General features: G+C 65.7%; 16 protein-coding genes and 2 pseudogenes. 8 read left to right on the top strand and 10 right to left on the bottom strand.

Annotation, left to right across the window (positions count from 1 at the left end; all coding sequences use genetic code 11):
* Positions 1–304: 304 nt before the first annotated feature.
* Genes AC13GA_RS10290 through AC13GA_RS10265 form a run of 6 tightly spaced genes read left to right on the top strand, consistent with a single transcriptional unit; the run spans position 305 to position 8,256 of the window.
* Positions 305–1,672 carry a polysaccharide lyase 6 family protein gene (locus tag AC13GA_RS10290; RefSeq protein WP_482998028.1) on the top strand — a complete coding sequence of 456 codons (1,368 nt, stop codon included), beginning with the start codon at positions 305–307 and terminating at the stop codon, positions 1,670–1,672.
* Entirely contained in the window at positions 1,669–3,903 is a 2,235-nt protein-coding gene (locus AC13GA_RS10285; RefSeq protein ID WP_482998027.1) for an oligoalginate lyase, read from the top strand. Before AC13GA_RS10290 ends, AC13GA_RS10285 begins: the two co-directional genes overlap by 4 nt.
* Complete coding sequence (locus tag AC13GA_RS10280; protein WP_482998026.1) at positions 3,900–5,204, top strand: MFS transporter; 1,305 nt, start codon at positions 3,900–3,902, stop codon at positions 5,202–5,204. The genes AC13GA_RS10285 and AC13GA_RS10280 overlap by 4 nt, the downstream gene beginning before the upstream one ends.
* A 60-nt stretch (positions 5,205–5,264) precedes the next feature.
* Entirely contained in the window at positions 5,265–6,017 is a 753-nt protein-coding gene (locus AC13GA_RS10275; RefSeq protein WP_482998025.1) for an SDR family NAD(P)-dependent oxidoreductase, read from the top strand.
* Positions 6,018–6,038: 21 nt separating this feature from the next.
* Positions 6,039–7,226 (top strand): GDSL-type esterase/lipase family protein, encoded by a 1,188-nt coding sequence (locus AC13GA_RS10270; protein WP_482998024.1) that lies wholly within the window; start codon positions 6,039–6,041, stop codon positions 7,224–7,226.
* Between the two features lie 10 nt (positions 7,227–7,236).
* Positions 7,237–8,256 (top strand): sugar kinase, encoded by a 1,020-nt coding sequence (locus AC13GA_RS10265; RefSeq protein WP_482998023.1) that lies wholly within the window; start codon positions 7,237–7,239, stop codon positions 8,254–8,256.
* A 17-nt stretch (positions 8,257–8,273) separates the two neighbouring features.
* Here AC13GA_RS10265 and AC13GA_RS10260 read toward each other — a convergent pair whose 3' ends face one another.
* From AC13GA_RS10260 to AC13GA_RS10235, 6 genes and pseudogenes are all read right to left on the bottom strand, one after another.
* Positions 8,274–9,134: a retropepsin-like aspartic protease gene (locus AC13GA_RS10260; RefSeq protein ID WP_253078008.1), complete on the bottom strand. Its 861-nt coding sequence runs from the start codon at positions 9,132–9,134 to the stop codon at positions 8,274–8,276.
* A gap of 154 nt (positions 9,135–9,288) precedes the next feature.
* A complete protein-coding gene (locus AC13GA_RS10255; RefSeq protein ID WP_482998022.1) occupies positions 9,289–10,740 on the bottom strand; it encodes a S41 family peptidase in 1,452 nt (483 codons plus the stop codon).
* An 87-nt stretch (positions 10,741–10,827) separates the two neighbouring features.
* Entirely contained in the window at positions 10,828–12,402 is a 1,575-nt protein-coding gene (locus tag AC13GA_RS10250; protein ID WP_136637997.1) for a S15 peptidase family protein, read from the bottom strand.
* Between the two features lie 155 nt (positions 12,403–12,557).
* Positions 12,558–12,797, bottom strand: a pseudogene (locus tag AC13GA_RS10245) (YadA-like family protein); the annotation flags it as partial.
* A 291-nt stretch (positions 12,798–13,088) separates the two neighbouring features.
* Positions 13,089–13,652 (bottom strand): annotated as a pseudogene (locus tag AC13GA_RS10240) (YadA family autotransporter adhesin); the annotation flags it as partial.
* Between the two features lie 242 nt (positions 13,653–13,894).
* Positions 13,895–17,254 (bottom strand): S8 family serine peptidase, encoded by a 3,360-nt coding sequence (locus AC13GA_RS10235; RefSeq protein WP_337302418.1) that lies wholly within the window; start codon positions 17,252–17,254, stop codon positions 13,895–13,897.
* A 520-nt stretch (positions 17,255–17,774) separates the two neighbouring features.
* Between AC13GA_RS10235 and AC13GA_RS10230 the strand changes: the two genes are divergently transcribed.
* Both AC13GA_RS10230 and AC13GA_RS10225 read left to right on the top strand, forming a co-directional pair.
* The gene (locus AC13GA_RS10230; protein ID WP_482998021.1) at positions 17,775–18,515 is read left to right on the top strand and encodes a DNA/RNA non-specific endonuclease; all 741 of its coding nucleotides are present in this window, start codon (positions 17,775–17,777) and stop codon (positions 18,513–18,515) included.
* 111 nt (positions 18,516–18,626) lie between these two features.
* On the top strand, positions 18,627–19,322 hold the full coding sequence (locus AC13GA_RS10225) for an HAD family hydrolase (RefSeq protein ID WP_046985571.1): 696 nt from the start codon (positions 18,627–18,629) through the stop codon (positions 19,320–19,322).
* A 7-nt stretch (positions 19,323–19,329) separates the two neighbouring features.
* Here the strand turns inward: AC13GA_RS10225 and AC13GA_RS10220 are convergent, their stop codons facing one another.
* From AC13GA_RS10220 to AC13GA_RS10205, 4 genes are read right to left on the bottom strand one after another with little or no spacing between them, the layout of a single operon-like run.
* A complete protein-coding gene (locus AC13GA_RS10220; RefSeq protein ID WP_046985572.1) occupies positions 19,330–19,560 on the bottom strand; it encodes a hypothetical protein in 231 nt (76 codons plus the stop codon).
* Positions 19,557–19,982, bottom strand: a complete 426-nt coding sequence (locus tag AC13GA_RS10215) for a VOC family protein (RefSeq protein ID WP_046985573.1) — start codon at positions 19,980–19,982, stop codon at positions 19,557–19,559. The genes AC13GA_RS10220 and AC13GA_RS10215 overlap by 4 nt, the downstream gene beginning before the upstream one ends.
* Positions 19,983–19,992: 10 nt before the next feature.
* A complete protein-coding gene (locus tag AC13GA_RS10210; RefSeq protein WP_482998020.1) occupies positions 19,993–20,454 on the bottom strand; it encodes a helix-turn-helix domain-containing protein in 462 nt (153 codons plus the stop codon).
* Entirely contained in the window at positions 20,451–21,377 is a 927-nt protein-coding gene (locus AC13GA_RS10205; protein ID WP_482998019.1) for a LysR substrate-binding domain-containing protein, read from the bottom strand. Before AC13GA_RS10205 ends, AC13GA_RS10210 begins: the two co-directional genes overlap by 4 nt.
* Between the last annotated feature and the right edge of the window lie 11 nt (positions 21,378–21,388).

The following is a 21,388-nucleotide window of genomic DNA, read 5'->3' as shown; positions in this document are numbered from 1 at the left end:
CTCCCAAAGGATCGCCTGCACGGCAGGCGTGGGATGCAGCTTCGGCACGGCGACATGAAAATGTCAACCAACTGGTATGCAATTGTTCAAATGCCTTTGTCTCATACCACTTGTCCGCCATTTAATGTGCTTGTGCAGCATGACTTTGCGCCAAAGCTGGCTTACAAAGGACGCCGAAGTGGTATGCACGCCCACCCTGAAACGACGGCACGGCCGCCTCTGGAAGGACTTCATGCGCATTCGCTCGCTCGTGCGACACCCGCTCAATAATTCATCACTGTTTTGCCTGGCCACTGGTCTGGCAATGTGCCTGACCACTTCAGCGGCAAGTGCAGCCAGCTGGCTCGTCCACGATGTCGCTGAGTTCGCTACGGCCGCCTCGGCGCTGCAGCCCGGTGATGAGATCGTGTTGGCTGACGGCATCTGGACCGACGCCCGGTTGCTGCTGAAGGGCCAGGGCACGGCAGCCGCGCCGATCGTGTTGCGCGCGCAGACGGCCGGCAAGGTCGTCCTCAGCGGACGCTCGGACCTGCGCCTGGCGGGTAGCTACCTGCAGGTGTCCAATCTGGTGTTCCGCAACGGCTACGCACCCGGCGACGCGGTGGTGGCGTTCCGCGAATCCAGCAAGGCGGTCGCCAGCAGCAGCCGCGTCACCGGCCTGGTGATCGACGACTACACCAACCCCGATGCCAGCGACCAGGACTACTGGGTTTCCTTCTATGGCAGCCACAACCGCCTCGACCACAGCCAGCTGCGCGGCAAGACCAATGCCGGGCCGACCGTGGTGGTGGTGCGCGATGCCACCCAGGGCCTGGACAACCAGCACCGTATCGACCACAACTGGTTCGGGCCGCGCCCGACGCTGGGCGTCAACGGTGGCGAAACGATCCGCGTCGGCACCAGCGACACCTCGTTGAGCGATTCCAACAGTACGGTGGAGAACAACTGGTTCGAAGGCTGCGACGGCGAGACCGAGATCATCAGCAACAAGTCCGGCGGCAATACCTACCGCGGCAACGTGTTCTACCGCTCGGCTGGCGCGCTCACGCTGCGCCATGGCAACGGCAACCGCGTGATCGACAATGTCTTCCTCGGCAATGACAAGGCCGGCACCGGTGGCGTGCGCATCATCAATGCCGACCAGACCGTCAGCAACAATTACTTCGAACGACTGGCCGGCTCCAGCAACCGTTCCGCGCTGGCGGTGATGGACGCGCAGGCCGATCCGCCGCTGTCCGGCTATGCGCCGGTGGTGAATGCCACGATCAGCCGCAATACCTTCGTGGATGTGGCGAAGATCAGTTTCGGCGTGGGCCATGACGAGGCCAAGGGCATCGTGGTGGCCGCCAGCAACAGTCGCTTCACCGGCAACCTGATCGTCAACCGCACCAGCAGGAACCCGCCCAACGCCGCCAGTTCGCTGGCCGGCATCAGCTTCAGCGGCAACGTGCAGTCACCGCAGGCCAGCCCGGTGTTTCCCGGCGGTGTCGAAGGCCGCACGATCACCCTGCAGCAGTCCGCCAACGATTTATGGGTACCCGCGCCCGCCCTGCCCACTGCCGGCGCCGATCCCGGCCTGGCGATGACGGCGCGCACAGCAACCGGGGTGGACTGGTATCCCAAGGTGGGCGAGGTTGCCCTGTCACGCACCAGCACCGGAGTTGATCGATGAGGTTGCAACCGTTGTCCGTTTCCCTGGTCCTGGCCTTGACCGTTCCGTTCGCCCTGCTTCCCGCTGCGCCGCTGCTGGCGGCACCTTCGGCATCAGCGCGCCAGGCCGATGCCTCACCAGTGCTGGTGACTGCCGCGCAATGGCAGCAGATGGCCAGCGAAGGCAGCCGTTACCCGTGGTTTGCCAAGGAACAGGCACGCTCGCAGAAGACTCTGCAGCAGATGATGAAAGCCGGTATCGACGTGCCGGTGCCCAGGGACAAAGGCGGTGGCCGCACCCATGAACAGCACAAGCGCAACTACCAGGCGCTGCTTGCGGCCGGCACGCTGTACCGGCTGACCGGCGACAAGGCCTATGTTGATTACGCGCGCGACATGCTGCTGCAGTACGCGAAGCTCTACCCCACGCTTGGGCCGCACCCGGAAGGCCGCGGGCAGATTCCCGGCCGCGTGTTCTGGCAGGTACTGAACGATTCGGTGTGGCTGGTCAACGCCATCCAGGGTTACGACGCGATCCGTGATGCATTGTCCACCGAGGATCGCAACACCATCGAATCGAAGGTGTTGCGACCGATGGCGGAGTTCCTGGTGAGCGAGCCGAAGAACTACGACCAGATCCACAACCATGCGACCTGGGCGGTGGCTGCGACCGGCATGACCGGCTACGTGCTGCGCGACCCGGAGCTGGTGGAGAAATCCCTGCGTGGCAGCCAGAAGAACGACCAGTTTGGCTTCCTGCGCCAGATCGACCTGCTGTTCTCGCCCGATGGCTATTACGAGGAAGGCCCCTACTACCAGCGCTATGCGTTGGCGCCGTTCCTGCTGTTCGCCAACGCCATCGAGCGCAACGAGCCGCAGCGGAAGATCTTCCAGCGTCGCGATGGCGTACTGCTGAAGGCAGTGGACGTGTTGGTGCAGACCAGCTACGGCGGCCTGTTCTTCCCGATCAACGACGCCATCCTCGACAAAGGCATCGATACCGAGGAGCTGGTGGCTGGCATCGGCATCGCCTATGCACGCACCGGCGACGATCGTCTGCTGTCGGTGGCACAGCAGCAGAAGCGCCTGCTGCTGTCCCCCGAAGGCCTGCAAGTGGCGCAGGCACTGGCCGCCAACAAGTCCAAGCCCTTCGACTATCGACCGATGCTGCTGCGCGACGGGCCCGACGGCGATCGCGGCGGCCTGGCGATCCTGCGCATGAACGGCGAACGCGGCCAGGCGCTGGTGCAGAAGGACACCATGCAGGGCATGGGCCATGGCCACTTCGACAAGCTCAACTGGCTGTTCTACGACAAAGGCAACCCGGTGGTGACCGACTACGGCGCCGCCCGCTTCCTCAACGTGGAAGCCAAGCGCGGCGGCATCTACCTGGCCGAGAACCGCAGCTGGGCCAAGCAGACCGTGGCCCACAACACCCTGGTGGTGGACGAGCAGAGCCACTTCAAGGGCGACTGGAAGCGCGGCGAGGAACATGCGCCGCAGGTGCGTTTCTTCCAGGCCGACACCGATACCCAGATCGCCTCGGCAACGATGCGCGACGCCTACCCTGGCGTGGTCTTCACCCGTACCCAGGCACTGCTGCGCCACCCGGACCTTGCCCTTCCGGTGATACTGGACCTGATGCAGGTACACGGTGACAAGACCGCGCGCTACGACCTGCCGCTGCACTTCAACGGGCATATCGTCAGCACCGGCTTCGAGGCCGAGCATTTCCCCGCACAGCGCCCGGTACTGGGTGCGGACAACGGTTACCAGCACCTGTGGCTGGATGCCCGCAGCAAGCTAGGCAACGAACCGCGCACGCTGGCGTGGCTGCTTGACGGCCGCTTCTACACCTATCGTTTCGGCAGCAGCGCACCATCGCAGGCACTGCTGGTGGAAAGCGGCGCCAACGATCCCGAATTCAACCTGCGCCGTGAACCTGCACTGCTGCAGCGCGTGGAAGGACAGAAGGATGTGACTTTCTTCAGCGTGCTGGAACCCCACGGCGAGTACAACGGCGCCGCCGAGTACGTGCACGGTGCCGACAGCCGCATCCGCGAGGTGGTGCGCACCCGTGGCAGCGACGCAGAAGTGATCGAGCTGCGCCTGGCCAGCGGTGCACGCATCGCGCTGGGCGTGGCCGACGACAGCAGCGCCAAGGGCGAGCACAGCGTGACCGTAGACGGCCATGCCTACCGCTGGAGCGGCAGCCACGCGCGCATCGACCGCAGCAAGGGCGATGGAAAATGAACGGCCCTGCGGTGGTGACCAATCTGCGCAAGGTGCCGGTACGGTCGGCCGTACGCTGGCTGATCGTTGGCCTGATCGCCGTGGCTACGGTCATCAACTACATCGACCGCAATGCGCTGGCGGTGATGTGGCCGGAAATCGCCAAGGAAGTAGGCGCGACCAAGGACGACTATGCCCTGCTGGTAACGGTGTTCATGCTGTTCTACGCCGCCGGCCAGTTCCTGTTCGGGCGCCTGTTCGACATGATCGGCACTCGGCTGGGTTTCGCCCTGTCGATCAGCGTGTGGTCGATCTCCATCGCGCTGCACTCGATCACCCATTCGATGCTGTCCTTCAGCCTGGTGAGGGCAATGCTCGGCATCAGCGAGGCAGGCGCGTGGCCCGGCGCGGTGAAGGCCAATGCCGAGTGGTTCCCGGCGCGCGAACGCGCGTTGGCGCAAGGCGTGTTCAACGCGGGTGCGTCGATCGGCGCGATCGTCTCCGCACCGGCCATCGCCGGCCTGTACCTGTGGCTGGGCTGGCGCGGCACCTTCGTGCTGGTTGGTGCCATCGGCTTCCTGTGGTTGCTGCCGTGGCTGTTCGTGTACCGAGCCGGGCCAGACAAGCATCCGTGGGTGAGCGATGCCGAGCGCCGGCTGATCCAGGAAGACCAGGCCGGGCAGCAGACAGAGGCGGCGCCAAAAGCCAGCGTACGCGAGCTGCTGGCCCATCGCCAGAGCTGGGGCATGCTCGCCTGTCGGTTCCTGCTGGACCCGATCTGGTGGTTGTTCGTGTCCTGGCTGCCGATCTACCTAGCTGAAACGTTCGGCTTCGACATCAAGCAGATCGGCCTGTTCGCCTGGGTGCCGTTTGTCGGCGCAATGCTGGGCAGCCTCAGCGGCGGCTGGCTGTCGGGTCGCATGATCCGCGCCGGGCACAGCGTGGACCGTGCACGCAAGCTGGCCATCACGCTGGGCTGCGTGATCATGGCCCCCGCCCTGCTGGGCGCGGTGCTGGCCAACCAGCCACTGCTGGCCGTGCTCGCGATCGCCGCCGTGCTGTTCGGCTTCCAGGTGGCCATCGGCAACATCCAGACCCTGCCCGGCGATCTGTTCGACGGTCGCTCGGTGGGCACGCTGGCCGGCCTGGGTGGCCTGGCGGCGGTCGCCGGCACCTTGATCACCACCTGGCTGGTGCCGGTGCTGACCCGCCACTCCTATGCCCCGATCTTCATCCTCGTCGCCGCGCTGGTGCCGCTGTCGCTGGCTGCACTGTGGTGGTGGACCGGGCCGATCCACAAGCTCGACCGTCGCGGCGGCTGAGCCTGGGTCTCCTTCTCTTCCAAGTACATCCATTCCCCCGCAAACCAAGGAGTTTTCCGCATGTCGTTCCAGGACAAGGTGGCCATTGTCACCGGCGGTGGCCGCGATATCGGCCGCGCCGTCTCGATCAAGCTGGCCGCTGCAGGCGCCCGTGTCTGCCTCAATTACGCCAATGACGAAGCCAGTGCACTGGAAACGCTGGCGATCATCGAGGCGGCCGGCGGCCAGGCTATCGCCCATCGCGCCGACGTCACCGATGCCGCTGCCGTGGCCGGCCTGGTCGCTTCGGCACAGGCGGCGTTCGGCGAGCGCATTGACCTGCTGGTGAACGTGGCCGGTGGCATGGTGCAGCGTCGACCGCTGGCCGAGATCGACCCGGCGTTCTTCCACACCGTGATGGACCTGAACCTGACCTCGACCTACCTGACCACGCACGCGGTGGTGCCGCACATGCGCGAAGGCGCGGCCATCGTCAATTTCGCCTCGCAGGCCGGCCGTGATGGTGGTGGCCCTGGCGCGTCGATCTATGCCACCGCCAAGGCGGCGGTGATGACGTTCACCCGCGCCATGGCCAAGGAGCTGGGTCCGAAGGGCATCCGCGTGAACGCGCTGTGCTGCGGCATGATCGCCACCCGCTTCCATGACCAGTTCACCAAGCCGGAAGTGCGCACTTCGGTGGCGGGCGCCACTCCGCTGCGCCGCCAGGGCCTGCCGGAAGAAGCGGCGGATGCGGCGGTCTACCTGGCCTCGGATGCGGCGGCCTTCATCACCGGCGCGAACCTGGACGTCAACGGCGGCACCTACTTCTCCTGATACCTGACCGGACTCCTGCCCATGCAGCGCTGGACACTTCTACTTTCATTGACACTCTGTTCCGCCATGACCGCCCCCGCCGCATGGGCGGCGCCGGTCTGGGTCACCGCATGGACCGCGTCACCGGCGCCCGACCGCAAGGACGGAACACCCGAGGCGCCGGTACAGTTCGCCGCACAGACCGTACGCCAGGACATCCGCGTCGGCAGCCGCGGGGACGCACTGCGGCTGCGCATCAGCAACGAACTCGGCACGGCGCCGTTACGGGTCGAGGACCTGCGCGTAGGAGTGAAGAACGGCAAGTCCGCTCCTCTGCCGGTAACGGTGGATGGCCGCGCTGTCATCGAGGTGCCGGTGGGTGCCGCGCTACTGAGCGACCCGGTACCGATGCCGGTGGCGCCGCTGCAGGAGATCAGCGTGACGGCCTACTTCCCGCAGCCTACCCATCCCGCCGTGCGCCGCACCGAAGTGCGGGTAGCGGACGGCAGGCAGACATCGGTTGCCGACAGCGTGCGGCTGAGCTACCAGCAGAACGTGTTCTCGGCAGTGATGGTGCAGCGCACTGATCGTCCCCAGGTGATCGTGGCACTTGGCGATTCCATCACGGAAGGTGCCACCGCCCGTCGCGGCACCTTCAACCAGTGGCCGGAACGCCTGGCGCAGCGGCTGCAGCAGGCCTGTCCGGACCGCTTCGTGGTGCTCAACCAGGGCATCAGCGGCAACAAGCTGCTCGACCATGGCCGCAGCCACAGCGCCCTGTCACGTTTGGATCGCGATGTGATCGCGGTGGCCGATGCCGATCAGGTGATCCTGTTCGAAGGCATCAACGATATCCGCCATGGCGGCGGTACGCAGCCGGTGCCGGGCCGCACTGCGGCAGACATGCTGCTGGGTTACCAGCAGGCGGCGACGCGATTGCAGGCACATGGCATCCGCGCCTGGTTGGGTACGTTGACGCCATTCGGCGGCTCCGAGCGCTATGAGCCCGTGTCCGCAGCGACCCGCACAACGATCAACCAGTGGGCACGCGGCGGGAAGACCGGGTTCGATGGCATCATCGATTTCGATGCCGCGCTGCGTGACCCGAAGGCCGCGGAATCGTTGCCCAACGACATCACTCGCGACCACCTGCACCCCAATGACGAAGGCTACCGGCGCATGGCCGATGCCATCGACCTGGGCATGCTGGGCTGCCCGTCCCCGCGCTGAGAGAGAACCGATGAGTCGCATCGTGTGTTTCGGTGAATTGCTGTTGCGCCTGGGTGCACCGGGCCATGAACTACTGCTGCAATCACCTCAGCTGCAGGTTCATGTGGGCGGAGCTGAGGCGAACGTGGCCGTGTCACTGTCATGCTTCGGGCATGACGTCGAGATGATCAGTACTGTTCCCGACAATGCACTGGGGCGGCATGCGGTGGCTGAACTACGCCGGCATCGAGTGGGTACGTGCGGCGTGCATCAGGTTCAACGTGATCGCATGGGCCTGTATTTCCTGGCCACCGGCGCACTGCAGCGCGCCAGTGAGGTGGTCTATGACCGGGCGGGTTCGGCATTCGCCAACGGTACCCTTGCCGACCATGACTGGCCGACGCTGCTGCGTGATACGCAGTGGCTGCACCTTTCCGGCGTCAGTCCGGCCCTGGGCGCCAATGTTGCAGAATCCGTATTGAGCGCTGCACGGGCCGCACGCAAGGCAGGCGTGCGTGTGTCTTTCGACGGCAACTACCGCCCTTCGCTCTGGCAGCGCTGGGGTGGCAACGCTGCCGCCATCCTGCGGGAGCTGTTCGCCGAAGCGGATATCATCTTTGCCGATCATCGCGATATCGAACTGGTGCTTGGGCTGCGCTTTGCCCAGGACGATGTGGTTGCCCGCGTTGAAGCCGCCGCAGCTGCCGCCTTCGCCAGCTTCCCGCAACTGCAGTGGCTGGCCTGTACCCAGCGCGAGCTGGTCAGCGCCGATCATCACGTACTGGGTGCGCTGCTGCTCGGGCGCGACGGCACCCGCGCACAGGCACCATCGCGACCACTGCCCGGCATCGTTGACCGGATTGGTGGCGGCGATGCATTTGCGGCCGGCATCCTGCATGGCCTGGTGTCCGGGTTTGATGCAGAGAGCACCGTCCGTTTCGGTCTGGCCGCAGGCACATTGAAGCACTCCATTCCCGGGGACTTCAGTCCCGTGCGCGAGGCCGAAGTCTGGGCGCTGCTGGAGAGCGAGCAGTTCGACGTCCGGCGCTGATCGGACCGGTTGCCCGATTACTCTGCAGTCCGCGCCGCAGTGCCCTGATTGAGCCGAAGGTAGACGCTGCCGGTGCGGGTATCGAGCAGGAGATTGAACTGCTGCAGCGCCTCACTGCCAAGGATTCCTTCACCGCCGGAGCCATCGTCATCAAGGGTGATCGAGGCCTTGGCATCTTTCAGCTGCAGGCTTGAAATGGTCGCCACAGGCACGCGCACGTCCACCGCCCTGATCCTGCGGCCCGCGCTGCCGCTGAACTGTGATGTTCCCAACCGCTCCGGGAACGCCGCCTGCAGATCATGGGTAGCACCGAATGCATAGGCCAGATCGATGCTGCCATTGCTGCCCGTGTCCAGTGCAAGCCAGGGCATGAAGGTACGACTGCCGTTGCTGAGCGCGACCTGGATGGCCGGGGTATTGTCGATCCAGCGCACGTTGGCCCTGACATACCCGACGAGTTCGGGTAGATCGTCATGCACGCGCAGCACGCTGCGGTCGTAGTCGATCTCCAGAACCCTTCCCAGGAAGAAGGTCCAGCCCAGCACCGCATCGAAGGGTCTCCCCTGGTAGTCGATCACTACGGCTCCCATCGGTCGCCGCATGGCGCCGATCTGGACGGAGTTATGCGTGCTGTAGTCGAGAAAAGTCACTCCGTCGGAGCCGGTATTCTCGCTCTGGTCGTCAATGACCAGCCTTGCATCCTGTTGAACGTGCCTGGCAACCGCAAGCGCCGATGCGCCGGTATCGACGAGGAAGCGAAGCGGGCGCGAACCGTTGATTGCGCCTTCGACGTAGATCCGATGGTCTTTGCCCAGCTCGAAGGGGATCTCGGTGACCGCAGCGCTGGCCGTGAGCGGCCCCAGCAGGATCATCACCATGCATCGGAATGCTGCGCGGGGAATTGCATGCATTGAAAGGCTCCTTCCCAAAGCGTGGCGCAGCGGGCGCTGTGCTCATCGCGACTTGGATGCAGATGCCGATGAAAAGGTTTAACGCTCTCGTGCAATTGATTACCGAGCCGCCAGGCCCGGATCATTTGCCCGATATCCATGCTTCCAGTGCCGCAGTGTCTCTCATATCGCCCTCATACCGGCGATGGGGAACATGCGGTTGATTCGAACCACGCACCCGTCCCCGAAAAACCTTCATCGGCACCGAGATCCTGGCCAGCCCGCTGGGCAACCGTTCCGGCCGTACATCCATGTAAAGGCTGTCGGCCGAGGTCTCCACGCCTACCTGCTCTGCACCCAGCTGCTTCCACAGGTCCAGTGCATCCAGGCAGGCCGAGCCACAGGAGGCGTCGGCCAGCACCACCACCCTGCCGCTGCGCGTTGATCCGGCACGGACCGGCTTCGATGCCTCACCCGCCGGGATGCTGGAAGGGTCATGCCACAGCGCCTCCCCTCTCTCAGCCGCCTGTGTCATTCCCGCCGTCACGGTTTCCAGCATGCGCAGCAGCTCGGGCGATGCGTCGGGCGCCTGCTTCAACTTCTGCAGGAACCCGCGGAGCTGGGCGATGTTGGCATCGGACGTCCGCCATTCGACCCAGCTGTGGTCAGGCAGCGCATCCACGGCATCGCGGCCCCAGATCAACCGCGCCAGCTCGATGCTCCAATGCGAAGCACCGCCACTGTTGCCACGTACGTCGAGCACCACCAGCGGCGCCTGCTGAAGCGCTTCGGCTTTCAGCGAAAGCTGCTCAAGCAGGCCGGTCAGTTCCCTGAAGTTCTGCTCGGTCGGGTCGGCGTTGAAGCTGCTGGTAGTGATCCAGTAACCGCCATCGGGCATCGTGTGCCAATCATTGGCCGGGCGGAAACTGCGGCGGGTGTCGGCCAGGCGCTGCTTGCGGGTTTCCAGGTCGAGCGGCTTCCACTGCAGCGCATAGGCCTTCTCATGCCCACCCGCTCCGAAAATGCAGGAGTGCAGCGTAGTCACGAACGGATTGCCCTGGTCCAGCATCACTTCACCGCCGGTCAGGATGCGGCTGGCCTGCAGATTCCAGCGCCCGCTGAAGTCACCCACCCGGCGTGCAGCCAGTGTCTGTGCATCAATGCCATCACACGACAGCAATCGCGCGCCCAGTGGCGGATGGCCCGGGCCACCCTCCACGGTCATGACCACCTGCCTGTCGCCGTCGAAGCCGGTCAGGAAGCCGGGCCAACGTGTCGGCAGCCCGGGCGCACCGGCAAGTGCATTGAGGCTGACATGGCCATCATTGAACGCCGCCGCATAGCCCTTCATCGCCCACCAGTACCCGGCGAAACTGCCGACACGGCCCGTACGTGAGCGTGCAAGCGCCAACGCATCGTCCAGCTGTGCAACGAAACCGGGATTCTGCCGGTCAACCATGCCTGGATGACTGCCGCGCATGGCCGCGTCGGCGGCATCCAGATCCTTCATCAGTGTGGCCGACCAGTCGGTCGGTGCATCCTGCGCGCCCGGAGCGGCAAGCAGCGCACCCATCAGCAGCCCCGTGATCGTCATCGATTCAACCCTGCCCTGGATCAATCTGCAGTCTGGCAGCTTTCCGGCCTGCTATGCCGAGCCCGCCGCAACGGGCGCGGCACCCCATCAATGCAACGGCACCTTCAGTACCGAAGGTGCATTGGCCGGCGAACTGAAGGTCACCGCACCACCGAGCTGGCTGATGCCCGCATAGCGCAGATCCACCGTATCGACCACCAGGGTCAGGCGGCTGCCGGCCGGAATGTTCCAGCTGCTCGCCTCCAGGCGCAGGTCGAGCGTCTTCGGCTGGCCCGGCGTGGCACCGCGTAGCGTGTAGGGCTTGTGGCTGATCAGCTGGCCATTGCCCAGCACATCTTCCGCGTACAGGTACGCATACAGCGTGGTGTTGGCGCGGCTGGGGGTGACGGTTACGCGCACTTCGGGGGCACCATCCAGGCGCTGTGCGCTCCAGTAGATCGGCCCCTGCCAGACACCGGCGGCATTGCGTCCGACGAACGGCACGTAGGCCCCCGGTGGCAGATTGATCATCTGCAGCGCGCCAGACGCCATCACGATGCCGGAGTTGGCGGCCGTCAGCAGGCCACTGCCGATGCGATAGTTCCAGCCCGTGGTACGCCCGTTCTCTGCCAGGCCACCGGTGGGCAGCAGCAGCCCGCCCGGTGCGGTCAGTCCGTAGCTGACGGCGCCACTGTTGGTGGCCTGCCAGTCCGGATAGCGGCTCCAGCTGCCCTTCTGCGACTTCAGTTGCACCGCCGCCTGGCGCTCGATCCCATTGGGCGTGCCTTTCAGGTAGTGATCGAACCACGCCCCCACCTGGTCATAGACCTCATTGGGAATTCCCAGCGCACCGAAGGCCTCGTTGAGTGCGTGGTCGCCGTGGCGCAGCTGCAGCTGCTTGGGCCCCTTCAGGCGATTGAAGAAATCCACCAGCTGGCCCGGCGGGAACAGGCTGTCGTTGAACGCGTTGGCCAGGAAAATGGCTGGCTGGTTTGCGTTGATCTCGTCGATGCTGGCGCCGGGGCTGCGCTGAGCCGCAACCGGCAACAGCGAATCCACCGCACCCTGGTAGTTGCCGAGCAGCACGCTGCGGTTGATGGTGGCCAGCTCCGCACCTGGGCGCCCCGTGGCCAGCCCGGCCGCCACCAGCAGGGCGATGCCCTGTGCGCTGGGGGTGTCGTTGCTGTACAGCGACGCCTGCAGGTCAGCCCAACCGCTCAGGGCCGCTACCGCCTTGATCCGCGGGTCGCGCGCCGCCGCCAGCAGGCTGGTGCCGGCGCCGTAGGAGATGCCGGAGACGCCGATCCGCGCCGGATCAGCCTGGGTGTTATCCAGCGCCCAGTCGATCAGGGCGCTGACATCTTCGACCGTGGCCGGTCCGGCAATGTCGATGGCGCCGCCCGATTCCCAGAAGCCGCGCGAACTGTAGCTGATGACCACGTAGCCACGTCGCGCCAATGACTGGGCCACGCCCACATATTCCACGCTCGGAACTGCCCAGCTGCTGGGCATCACCAGCAGCGGATAGCGGCCGCTGCCCGCGTCCTGCGGTTCGATGACGAAGGCCCCGAGAGGCGTTCCATCCCAGCTGGGAATGGTGCGGTGGGTAGTCTTGACCGTGGCCGCCCAGGCGGTGGGCGCCAGCCCTGTCAGCAGGATCAACAGCAGCAATATCTTGCGCATCGTCGTCTGTCCCCGTCGTTGGTGGTGCAACGGGTCGGACCGTACCAGTGCGAATGGTGACTGGCACCTTGCGACGCAACATGACGTTCGCGGCATGTTGCGCGCGGTTGCAGGCTGAACAGGGGGCGATACCTGCCCCCTGCCCGACCGTGCGCTTACAGATCCACGCCGAAGCCCATGCCGGCCGACTTCTCGCCGTTGCTGAAGGCACCGCCCAGGGAGAACGAGGCGCGCTCGCCGATGCGCTTGCCGTAACCGACCGACAGCGCCTGCTCACCGCCCTGGAAGCCGGCGCCGACGGCGATGCGGCCGCGCGGACTCTGCGAACCAGCGGCGTTGATGGCCATGTTCAACATCGCCGAACTCATCGCACCCATGCGGTCGATGCGCTGGTCCTGGTGGCGCAGGCGACGCTCCATCTCCTGCCGCAGGCCGTTGTTGTCCAGCGAGAACTGGGCCAGGCGCTGATCGGTGTAGGCATTGGCAGTGGTTACCGCCTGCGCGGACTTGGTATCGGTGTAGGTGTTGGCCGATGAAAGCGTGCTGGCGCTGCTGGCGTCCGTGTAGGCCTTGGAGGTGGTCACCGCAGCTGCAGCCTTCGCATCTGCGTAGCCATTGGCTGAAGAGAGCGTTGCCGCGCTGCTCGCATCGGTATACGCGTTGACCGAATTGACCGTGGCGGTGGCGCGGGCATCGGCATAGCTGTTGGCCGACGACAGCGTACTGGCGTTGGCGGTGTTCATCTGGTTGAGGTTGACCGCATCGGTGCCCTGGGTGGCGGCAGCAACGTTGGTCAACTGGCGTTCGTTGCCGGCACTGCCAACGGATACGGAATTGGCACGGTCAGCCACTGATCCATTACCGAGTGCGACGCTGTCGTTGGCGGTGGCCACCGCGCCGTTGCCAACGGCGCTGCTGTTGGCGCCGCTGGCTTCGGACAGGCTGCCCACGGCCGTGCTGTTCTCGCCGGTGGCATTGCTGCCGGCACCCGATGCCGTGGCGAACGAGCCGGTGGCGGAGCTGCCCGAGCCGCTGGCGCTGCTGAAGTCGCCGCTGGCGGTCGAACTGTCGCCGATCGCACTGCTGTTGGCACCCGTGGCCGATGCGCCTACGCCCACTGCAGCGCTCTGGTTGCCCGAGGCACTGCTGGCAGCGCCGATGGCGGTGCTTCCGGTGCCGCTGGCACTGGCACCGGTACCCACAGCGGCCGAGAGATCGCCGCTGGCATCGGCACCATTGCCGCAGGCCATCGAGGCGGCACCGCCGGCACTGGCGCCGCCGTTGGACACGCCGCCGAAACCATCGTCCAGCTGGCAGGTATCGCCGGCCCACGCCGGCGCGGTTGCCATGGCCAGCGCCACGGCAAGGATGTGCTTGTGCATCGTCTTCACGGTACCCCCAAGGTCCATCAAGGAAGGTTCCCGGCCAGCGCCGGAAACAGTTGGATCCGGGCCGGCCCCTGCGCAGGGCCGGTCCGGGTGCCCGCGTCGCCCTACGGCGTCACGGTCAACGCCACGCGTACGGCGGTCTTCGGCGTGATCGGGTCGTTGCTGCCCACGCAGACGAAGCCGGAGTAGCTGCCGGGTGCAAGCCCGGCGGCGCTGATCGATACCTGCGTGGCCTGGTTGCCACCGGCCACGATGCGGCCCAGGGCACGGGTCGGTGCGCCGATCCAGGTGGCACCGCAGGAATTGCTGCCGCCGAGGCCGAACGCCAGGCCAGGTGCACCACTGGTGGCCGACCACGCACCGCTGCCATCAGGGTTGATGATCGCGCTTCGGTAGACGTTGTCGCCGCTGGTGGCATTGAACCAGAACCAGCTGGTTGCCAGCGGCGCACGCACCGAAACCACCAACCAGTAGCGCCCTGCCGCCAGGTTCACGTTCTGTCCCGCTGCCGCCAGGTCCAGGTTGATGCTGGCAAAGCCGGACGTGCTTACACCAACACCGGTTGCCGATGAGGTGTATGACCACACCGCCAGTTGCGGGCTGGATTCCGGATTGCCTTCCGGATTGCCGGCGACATCGCGGTAGATCGACCAGTTGATGTTGGTCGAAGTGGCCAGGCTGCCACCGTTGACGAAACCATCGGCGACGATGCGCCTGATGCCGGTTGCCTCGCCGAGGGTGAAGTCATCTGCAGACAGCTGCGCGCGTGCGCCGACCGTGGCAGCGTCGGTGAAACGCGTGGAGCGGCGGCCATTGGCATTGTTCGGTGCCTGTGCGACCAGGGTGCGCGTACCCAACCCGGTGTTGTCGATCTGCCATTCCAGCGGCGAGCCTCCCGTGTTGGCGATCTGCAGGTTCAACAGGCCGTTGCCACCGGCCGGCAGGCTCAGCGTGTTCGACGGCGGCGTGGCTGCGATCTGCGGCGGCGGTACCGAAACCGCAATCGGCAAGCGCAGCAGCGGCTGACTGGTATCGCCGCCCTGCGGTGCCAGAGTCAGCCTGGCGAAGCGCCAGCTGCCATCGTTGGGTACCGATCCGGTGGTAACGATCACCCGCACCGCCTTGCTCTCGCCCGGCGCAAGGGTGAAGACCGACGGCGAGACAACGGCGGTCAAGCCCTGCACCTTCGCCGTCCAGGTCTGCCGGGTCGGCAGCACGTTGCGGAACACGCGGGTGAAGGTGCAACTGTCGGTGCAGGTGCGCTTGCCCATGCTGGCGATGTTGAGCGAAGCCACGTTGCCACCGTTGCCTGGATCGGCAGCGAAGAAGTTGGCCTTGGTTTCATTCAGCACCAACCCCGCGCGCAGCGCCTGGTCGACCTGGATACGACCGGCACCCATCGCAAACGCATCGGCCGGTGTCACGCCGTCCTCCTTCAGCACTTCCTGGCGTGCGGTCATCATCAATGCCGAACGTACTTCCTGCACGGTCCAGCCCGGACGGGCCTGGCGCAACAGGGCAGCGGCGCCGGCATGGTGCGGCGAGGCCATCGAGGTTCCGTCCATCAGGCCAACGGCATTTTCCGAACCGGTCACTTCATTGCCAGCGACCACGGCGAGCACGCGCACGCCCGGCGCAGTGACGTCTGGCTTCACCAGATCGAAGATGCCGGCGGGACCACGCGAGCTGAAATCGCCCAGTACGTCCGGCGTGTTGCTGACCTTGGTCGCCGGATAGGCGATGCCAGCGGTGGCGGTGTTGCCGACGCTGCTGGCAAAGGTCCGCAGCGCGTCGGCGTCGGCCTGATCGATGGCGAAGGCCGGAATCGAGGCCCCGGCAACGTTCGGCAGGATCGGCGTCGGCTGGTTGTTGCCGATCAGTACCGCGATCGCACCCGCGGCGGCGGCATTGTTGACCTTGTCGCTGAAGTTGCACGAGCCGCGACGGATCACCGCAATCGCACCCTGGAAGGTGCTGGCCGGGAAGGCCGTACAACCATCGTTGGCGCTGTCGATGCCGGCACTGACGCGTAGCGGCGTGGTCGCTGCAATCGGCGTACTGAACGGTACGCCACCCGAACCTTCGGTCAGCAGAATGACGCCCAGTGCGGGCGGTACGCTGCCCGGGCCACTGACCGCCGCATACAGTTCGATGTCACCACGGCCATGGGTGGCGGCGGCCGTGCTGCCGGTCCACGGTTCCAGATGGCCCATCGTGTTCGGGCCCGGACCGGAGTTGCCGGCCGAGGTCGCGACGTAGATGCCTGCGTCCGACGCGTTGAGGAACGCCAGCGACACCGCTTCACCCCACGGTGCAGTGCCGCCGGCAATGGAGTAGTTGATGACATCGACCACGCCATCGGCCAGCGCCTGGTTCACCGCCGCCAGTGTCGACGTATTCGGGCACAGGCCGCGGCCTGTGGAGATCTCGGTGTAGCAGGTGTCGTAGGCGATGATGTTGGCGCGCGGCGCAACACCGGAAATATGGATCTGGTTGCCGCGGTACGACGCCATGTGCGGATTGCCAGCCGCAGTCGATGCGGTGTGGCTGCCATGACCATTGGTATCGCCGAAACCGGGTTCCTCGCGGACATCGGCCACGCCGCACTGGTTACCCGGTGCGGCGCAGACAAAGTCGTAGCCGCCGATCAGCTTGCTGTTGCAGCGGCCCTCATCGGCGCCACCAGGCGCACAGGTGCCCAGGTAATTGCCCGCGCCCAGCGGGTTGATGTGCTCGTAGCCGTCTTCGGCGCGGGCAGTGAACGCAGGACTACCGAAATTGATACCCGAATCGATGACGCCGATGACGATGCCCTCGCCACGGAATGGCGTGGGTGAGGCGCTCCACAGTGCCGACGCGCCGATCAGGCCCGGTCCGACGTCGGTGTCCTGCTCATACTCGCGGTACTCTTCCACCAACTGCACGTCCGGCAATGCACGTACGCGCTCGGCTTCCTGCGGATTCATCTGCAGCACCGATGCATTGATCGCGTGCTGCATGCGGCGCTCCACCTTCACGCTGCGACCGAGTGCCGAGTTGATGCGCGCTTCGTGCTGGCTCTGGCGGTCAGCCAGAAACCGTACGTAGTCACGTGAGCGGGCACCCTGCACCGCGATACGGTCGGTGGCAACGCTGCCGGTGGCTGCCGCTGCGCGCGCGGCACTGGCGGAGGGACGTTTGCGTTCCGGTGCGGGAAGACCCTGGATGTCACCCTTGTAGGTGGCCAATGGCTCTTCGCGGTACACCACGATGTAGCGGTGCGAGAGCTCGCCCAGTCCGCTTCCTGGCCCGGCGGCAGCGGGCGCAGCAGGACCACCGGCGCGCGCATCCAGCGAGGGGTTGCCCGTCTTTGACGGCGTGGACGGGGCCATGCCGCCTACACTCACCGCCGCCGCAGCCAATGCCGCACCTGCGACCAGGCCTAGTGCGATCCACTTGTTTCGTTTGATCCATGCATTGCGCATCGAATACCCCTTCCATTGAAAGCCCGAGATGCACGCCGGCGTCAGCGCCGGCGCTGTGATGTCTGGTGCTTCAATTGCAGGTGCGACGCGTAGTCCCCGACGCCGTGCACCCCGCTACCCCCCGGTAGCGGAATCGACACTACCTTAAAATTTGACGTGGTGCACAGTTTTTGATGACACGGCGATGACGCCCTTCGATACGCACTGGTATGGGTGATGCCATGAGCAGCAGTGCGGCGCTGCACCGCTGAAATGCCCTAGCACGCGCGCGTTTCATCCACGTGCCACGAAATCTGACACAGGTCCGGTGCATGCGCGCGGTCACAGCTTCGCCCTTTCGTCGTTGACCGAAAGGCGACAGCTTGTGACGCTTACGACACCGCACGGCCTCCGCGGCCCTGTCATCGCGGTTACGCCCCACGCATTCCGCACTACCCGACTCCGCAGTGTCCTCACATGACCTCGCCCCGGCACGGTCGTGGCGGACGGCTGCGCCCTGAACTTCTGCTGGAGAACCGCAATGCGCCTTGCAAGCTTCTTCTTCGTGTTCCTCCTCAGCGCCTTCGCCGGCGCTGCCCAGGCCCAGGTCGTTACTCTCAACAAGGGCGGCTTCGTGCTGACCTACGACTGCAGCATCCACAGCGCAACCCGCTACGAGTACACGCTCACCGCCGACACCGGCTCCGCCGCGCGCCCTTCCAGTTTCTACAAGGACCCGGACCTGCCGGCCGGTTGCCTCGGCCAGAACAGCACTGCGTCGTATGCCAGCATCCGCAGCGGCTATGACCGCGGCCATCTGGTGACCTCCAACCACATGGACTACGACGCGACCTACATCCGACGCGCCAACTACATGACCAACATCGTCCCGCAGGTGTCCAGCTTCAACCAGGGCATCTGGGTGAAGGCCGAGAACGTGGCCGAATGCTACCGCGACATCGCGCCGGTGGATGTCTATGGCGGCGTGGTCTATGGCGATGCCTCCAATGACTACTTCCTGGCCAGCCACGGTATTCCCACGCCGGAGTTCTTCTGGAAGACCGTCATCACCCGTGACCCGAACACCGGTACCGCCAAGGCGATCAGCTGGATCATCCCCAATGAGGCCAACCTCGGCAGCCTGGACAACTATCTGGTGACCATCGCCGACCTGGAAGAGCTGCTCGGCGCCAGCTACGTGGCCATCAATGCGCCGGCTTCGCTCAAGAACATGCTGCCGGCCACCACCTGGCCGCAGCCGACGGGCTGTGATCTGGGCTGATCATCCTGTTGGAAGGACGCGGGGTGCTCGGCATGGCCACGGGTGCCCCGCTTGCGCGGCTGTGGGAAAATGACGGGTGATTGCCCCGCTGCATTGCCCCAGGAGTTGTAGATGTCCCGTTTCCCCTTCGATGCCGTGCTGTTCGACTGCGATGGCGTACTGGTTGATTCCGAGCCGCTGGTAGCCCGCGTGCTCTCGGAGATGCTGACCGAGCGCGGCTGGCCGCTGACCCCGGCGCAGGCCGGTGAGGTGTTCCTGGGCCAGTCCGTGGCCCACCTGGCCGGACTGATCGAAGAACGCACCGGCAAGCCGTTCACCGAAGAATGGCTGGAAGCATTCCGCCAGCAGCGCAACCGGGCACTGGAACGCGACCTGGTTGCAATCCAGGGTGCACCCGAGGCGGTGCGTGCGATCGCCGTCGCCACCGGCGGAAGGATTGCCTGTGCGTCCGGTGCGGACCTGCACAAGGTGAAGCTGCAACTGGGCAAGGTTGGCATCCTCGACGCCTTCGGTGCCCACGTGTTCAGCGGCCAGGACATGCCGCACACCAAACCCCATCCGGATGTCTATCTGGCCGCCGCCGCTGCGCTGGGCGTGGACCCGAAACGCTGCGCGGTGATCGAGGACACCGTTACCGGTGCAACGGCCGGTGTGGCCGCCGGCGCCACCGTGTTCGGCTTCAGCGAAGGCGGTCCGCACCACAGTACGCCGGAGGCCCTGCGTGCCGCGGGTGCGCAGGTGATCTTCCAGCGCATGGAAGACCTGCCCGCCCTGCTTGCCGCCCACGCGGTCGACGCAGTCGCCTGATCCGTTCTCAGCCCGCAGCGCCCAGCGAGGCGCTGCGGCGCTTGCCTGCGTAATGCAGGGCAAACAGATACAGGCCGGTCAACAGCTGCAGGAACAAGGGTGGCAGCGGCGCATAGGTAATCCACGCCGGTGGCTCGCCCTGCCCCATCGCGCGCGCCACGAAATTGGCGATCACCGCCAGCGTGAAAACGATCGATGTCCAGCGGTGCACAGGCCGTGCCCAGTGGCCGCGATTCATTGCTGGCGCCTCGCCTCGGAGTGCGCTTCGATCATTTTCCAGCCATTGCCGGATGGATCACGGAATCCCGCATCCACCGCACCATAGCGTTCAATAGGCTCCTGGGTGAACTCGACACCCTTCGCCTGCCATTCCACATGGCGTGCCCGGCAGTCCTCAACCGCCAGCACCAGCGGCGGCATCGCGCCCTTGGCCACCAGCTGCTGCAGCGCCAGAGCCGTGGCCGCGTCATGGGTAGGCGGACCCGGCACGAACAGACCCAGCTGGAAACCGTCCTGGCCGGGGCTGCGTATGGTAAGCCAGCGATAGCTGCCATTGCGTACGTCGGTGTGCACCTCAAAGCCAAGCGTGTCGACGTAGAACGCAAGCGCTTCGTCCTGGTCGCGCACATACAGGCCGACCGTGTTCACAGTGTTTGTCATGGGACCTCCCTCAGGTGGGATCCACGTTAGCAACGGCCTGGCGGCGGCGCTTCTCCAAAACTGCGATGTTGAGGTCCGGGCGCTGCGCGGCACGTGCGTGGCATTCCGGCACAGTGGCGGGTATCGATTGGCCGGCGCGCTCGCGCTCCCGCACATTGCCCGGACTATCGCCGGTGATGTCACGGAAGATGCGGCCGAACGTACCCAGGCTGGACCAGCCGGTCCGGGCGGCGATCTCGGTCACCGGCAGATTGGTGTCGCGCAGCAGGGCCACCGCCCGTTCGATCCGGCGGCTGAGCAGGTAGCGGTGTGGCGGCAGCCCGAAGGCCTGCTTGAACGAGCGCGCGAAGTGCGCCGACGATACCGCACTGACCTCGGCCAGGCGCGCGACTGACCACTCTTCGTGGCTGGCGCGGTCCATCCGGTCCTTGGCACGCAGCAGGCGTCGCAGTAGTTCGGGGCTCTGGTTCACGGCGTCACCGCTTGGGCCAGATGATGGCGTGCCGCACGCCGTGCCTCAGCCGCCTGCTCGCCAAGCCAATCTCGGAACGCGCCGACCTTGATGCTGCCGCTGCGCGCAGTCGGTGCCACGAACCAGAAACTGCGGCCGTCACTGGCCACGCCTGGATGAGCCTGTACCAGTCGCCCGCTGTCCAGCTCTGCCTGGAACAGGATCGGCGAACCAATGGCGATCCCCTGCCCCGCAATCGCGGCACCGATGTCCAGGTGCTCGACAGCAAATGGTGCAACAAAATTCTCCCGCGCCGGCGGTGCAATCTGTCCATGAGCGGAGAACCACACTGCCCACCAGTCTGGCCGCCCGAGCAGCGCGACATCCAGCCCGCCACGACCCAGGTCACGTGCGGCCGGCAGTAGCGACGGTGCGCAAAGCGGTGTGAATATGCTGGGAAACAGGGGCGTGGCCCGCAAGCCGGGCCAGTCGCCATGCCCGTTGCGGATGGCCGCGTCGAAACGACCCGCCGCCAGGTCCTGCGGTTCCGCCGACAGATCCAGCTCCAGCACGAGCTGCCGGTGGCGCGCGCGGAAGCTGCCAAGGCGCGGCGTCAACCAACTGGTGCCCAGCGTTGGCAATACGGACAGGCGCAGTCGCGAGGCATCCATGTCCGCAGCGCGCATGAAACTGGCACGAAGTGCGTCGAATGCCCGGGTGGCTTCCTGCGCGACGCTGGCACCGGCATCCGTCAGTTCCACATGCTGTGCGTGGCGCAGGAACAGGCAGGTACCGGTCTGGGCCTCCAGCCGCCGCACATGGTAGCTCACCGATGCCGCAGTGGTGTCGAGCTCTTCGGCGGCACGCGCGAAGCTGCCCAGCCGCGCCGCAGCCTCGAAGGCGCGGATGGCGGCAAGCGATGGCAGCTGGCGTTGGGTGACCATAAGTGTGACTT

Source organism: Stenotrophomonas sp. 22DLJC03, assembly GCF_056861405.1.
The sequence above is the reverse complement of the archived record's forward strand: the minus strand, read 5'-3'. Positions and strand labels throughout refer to the sequence as shown.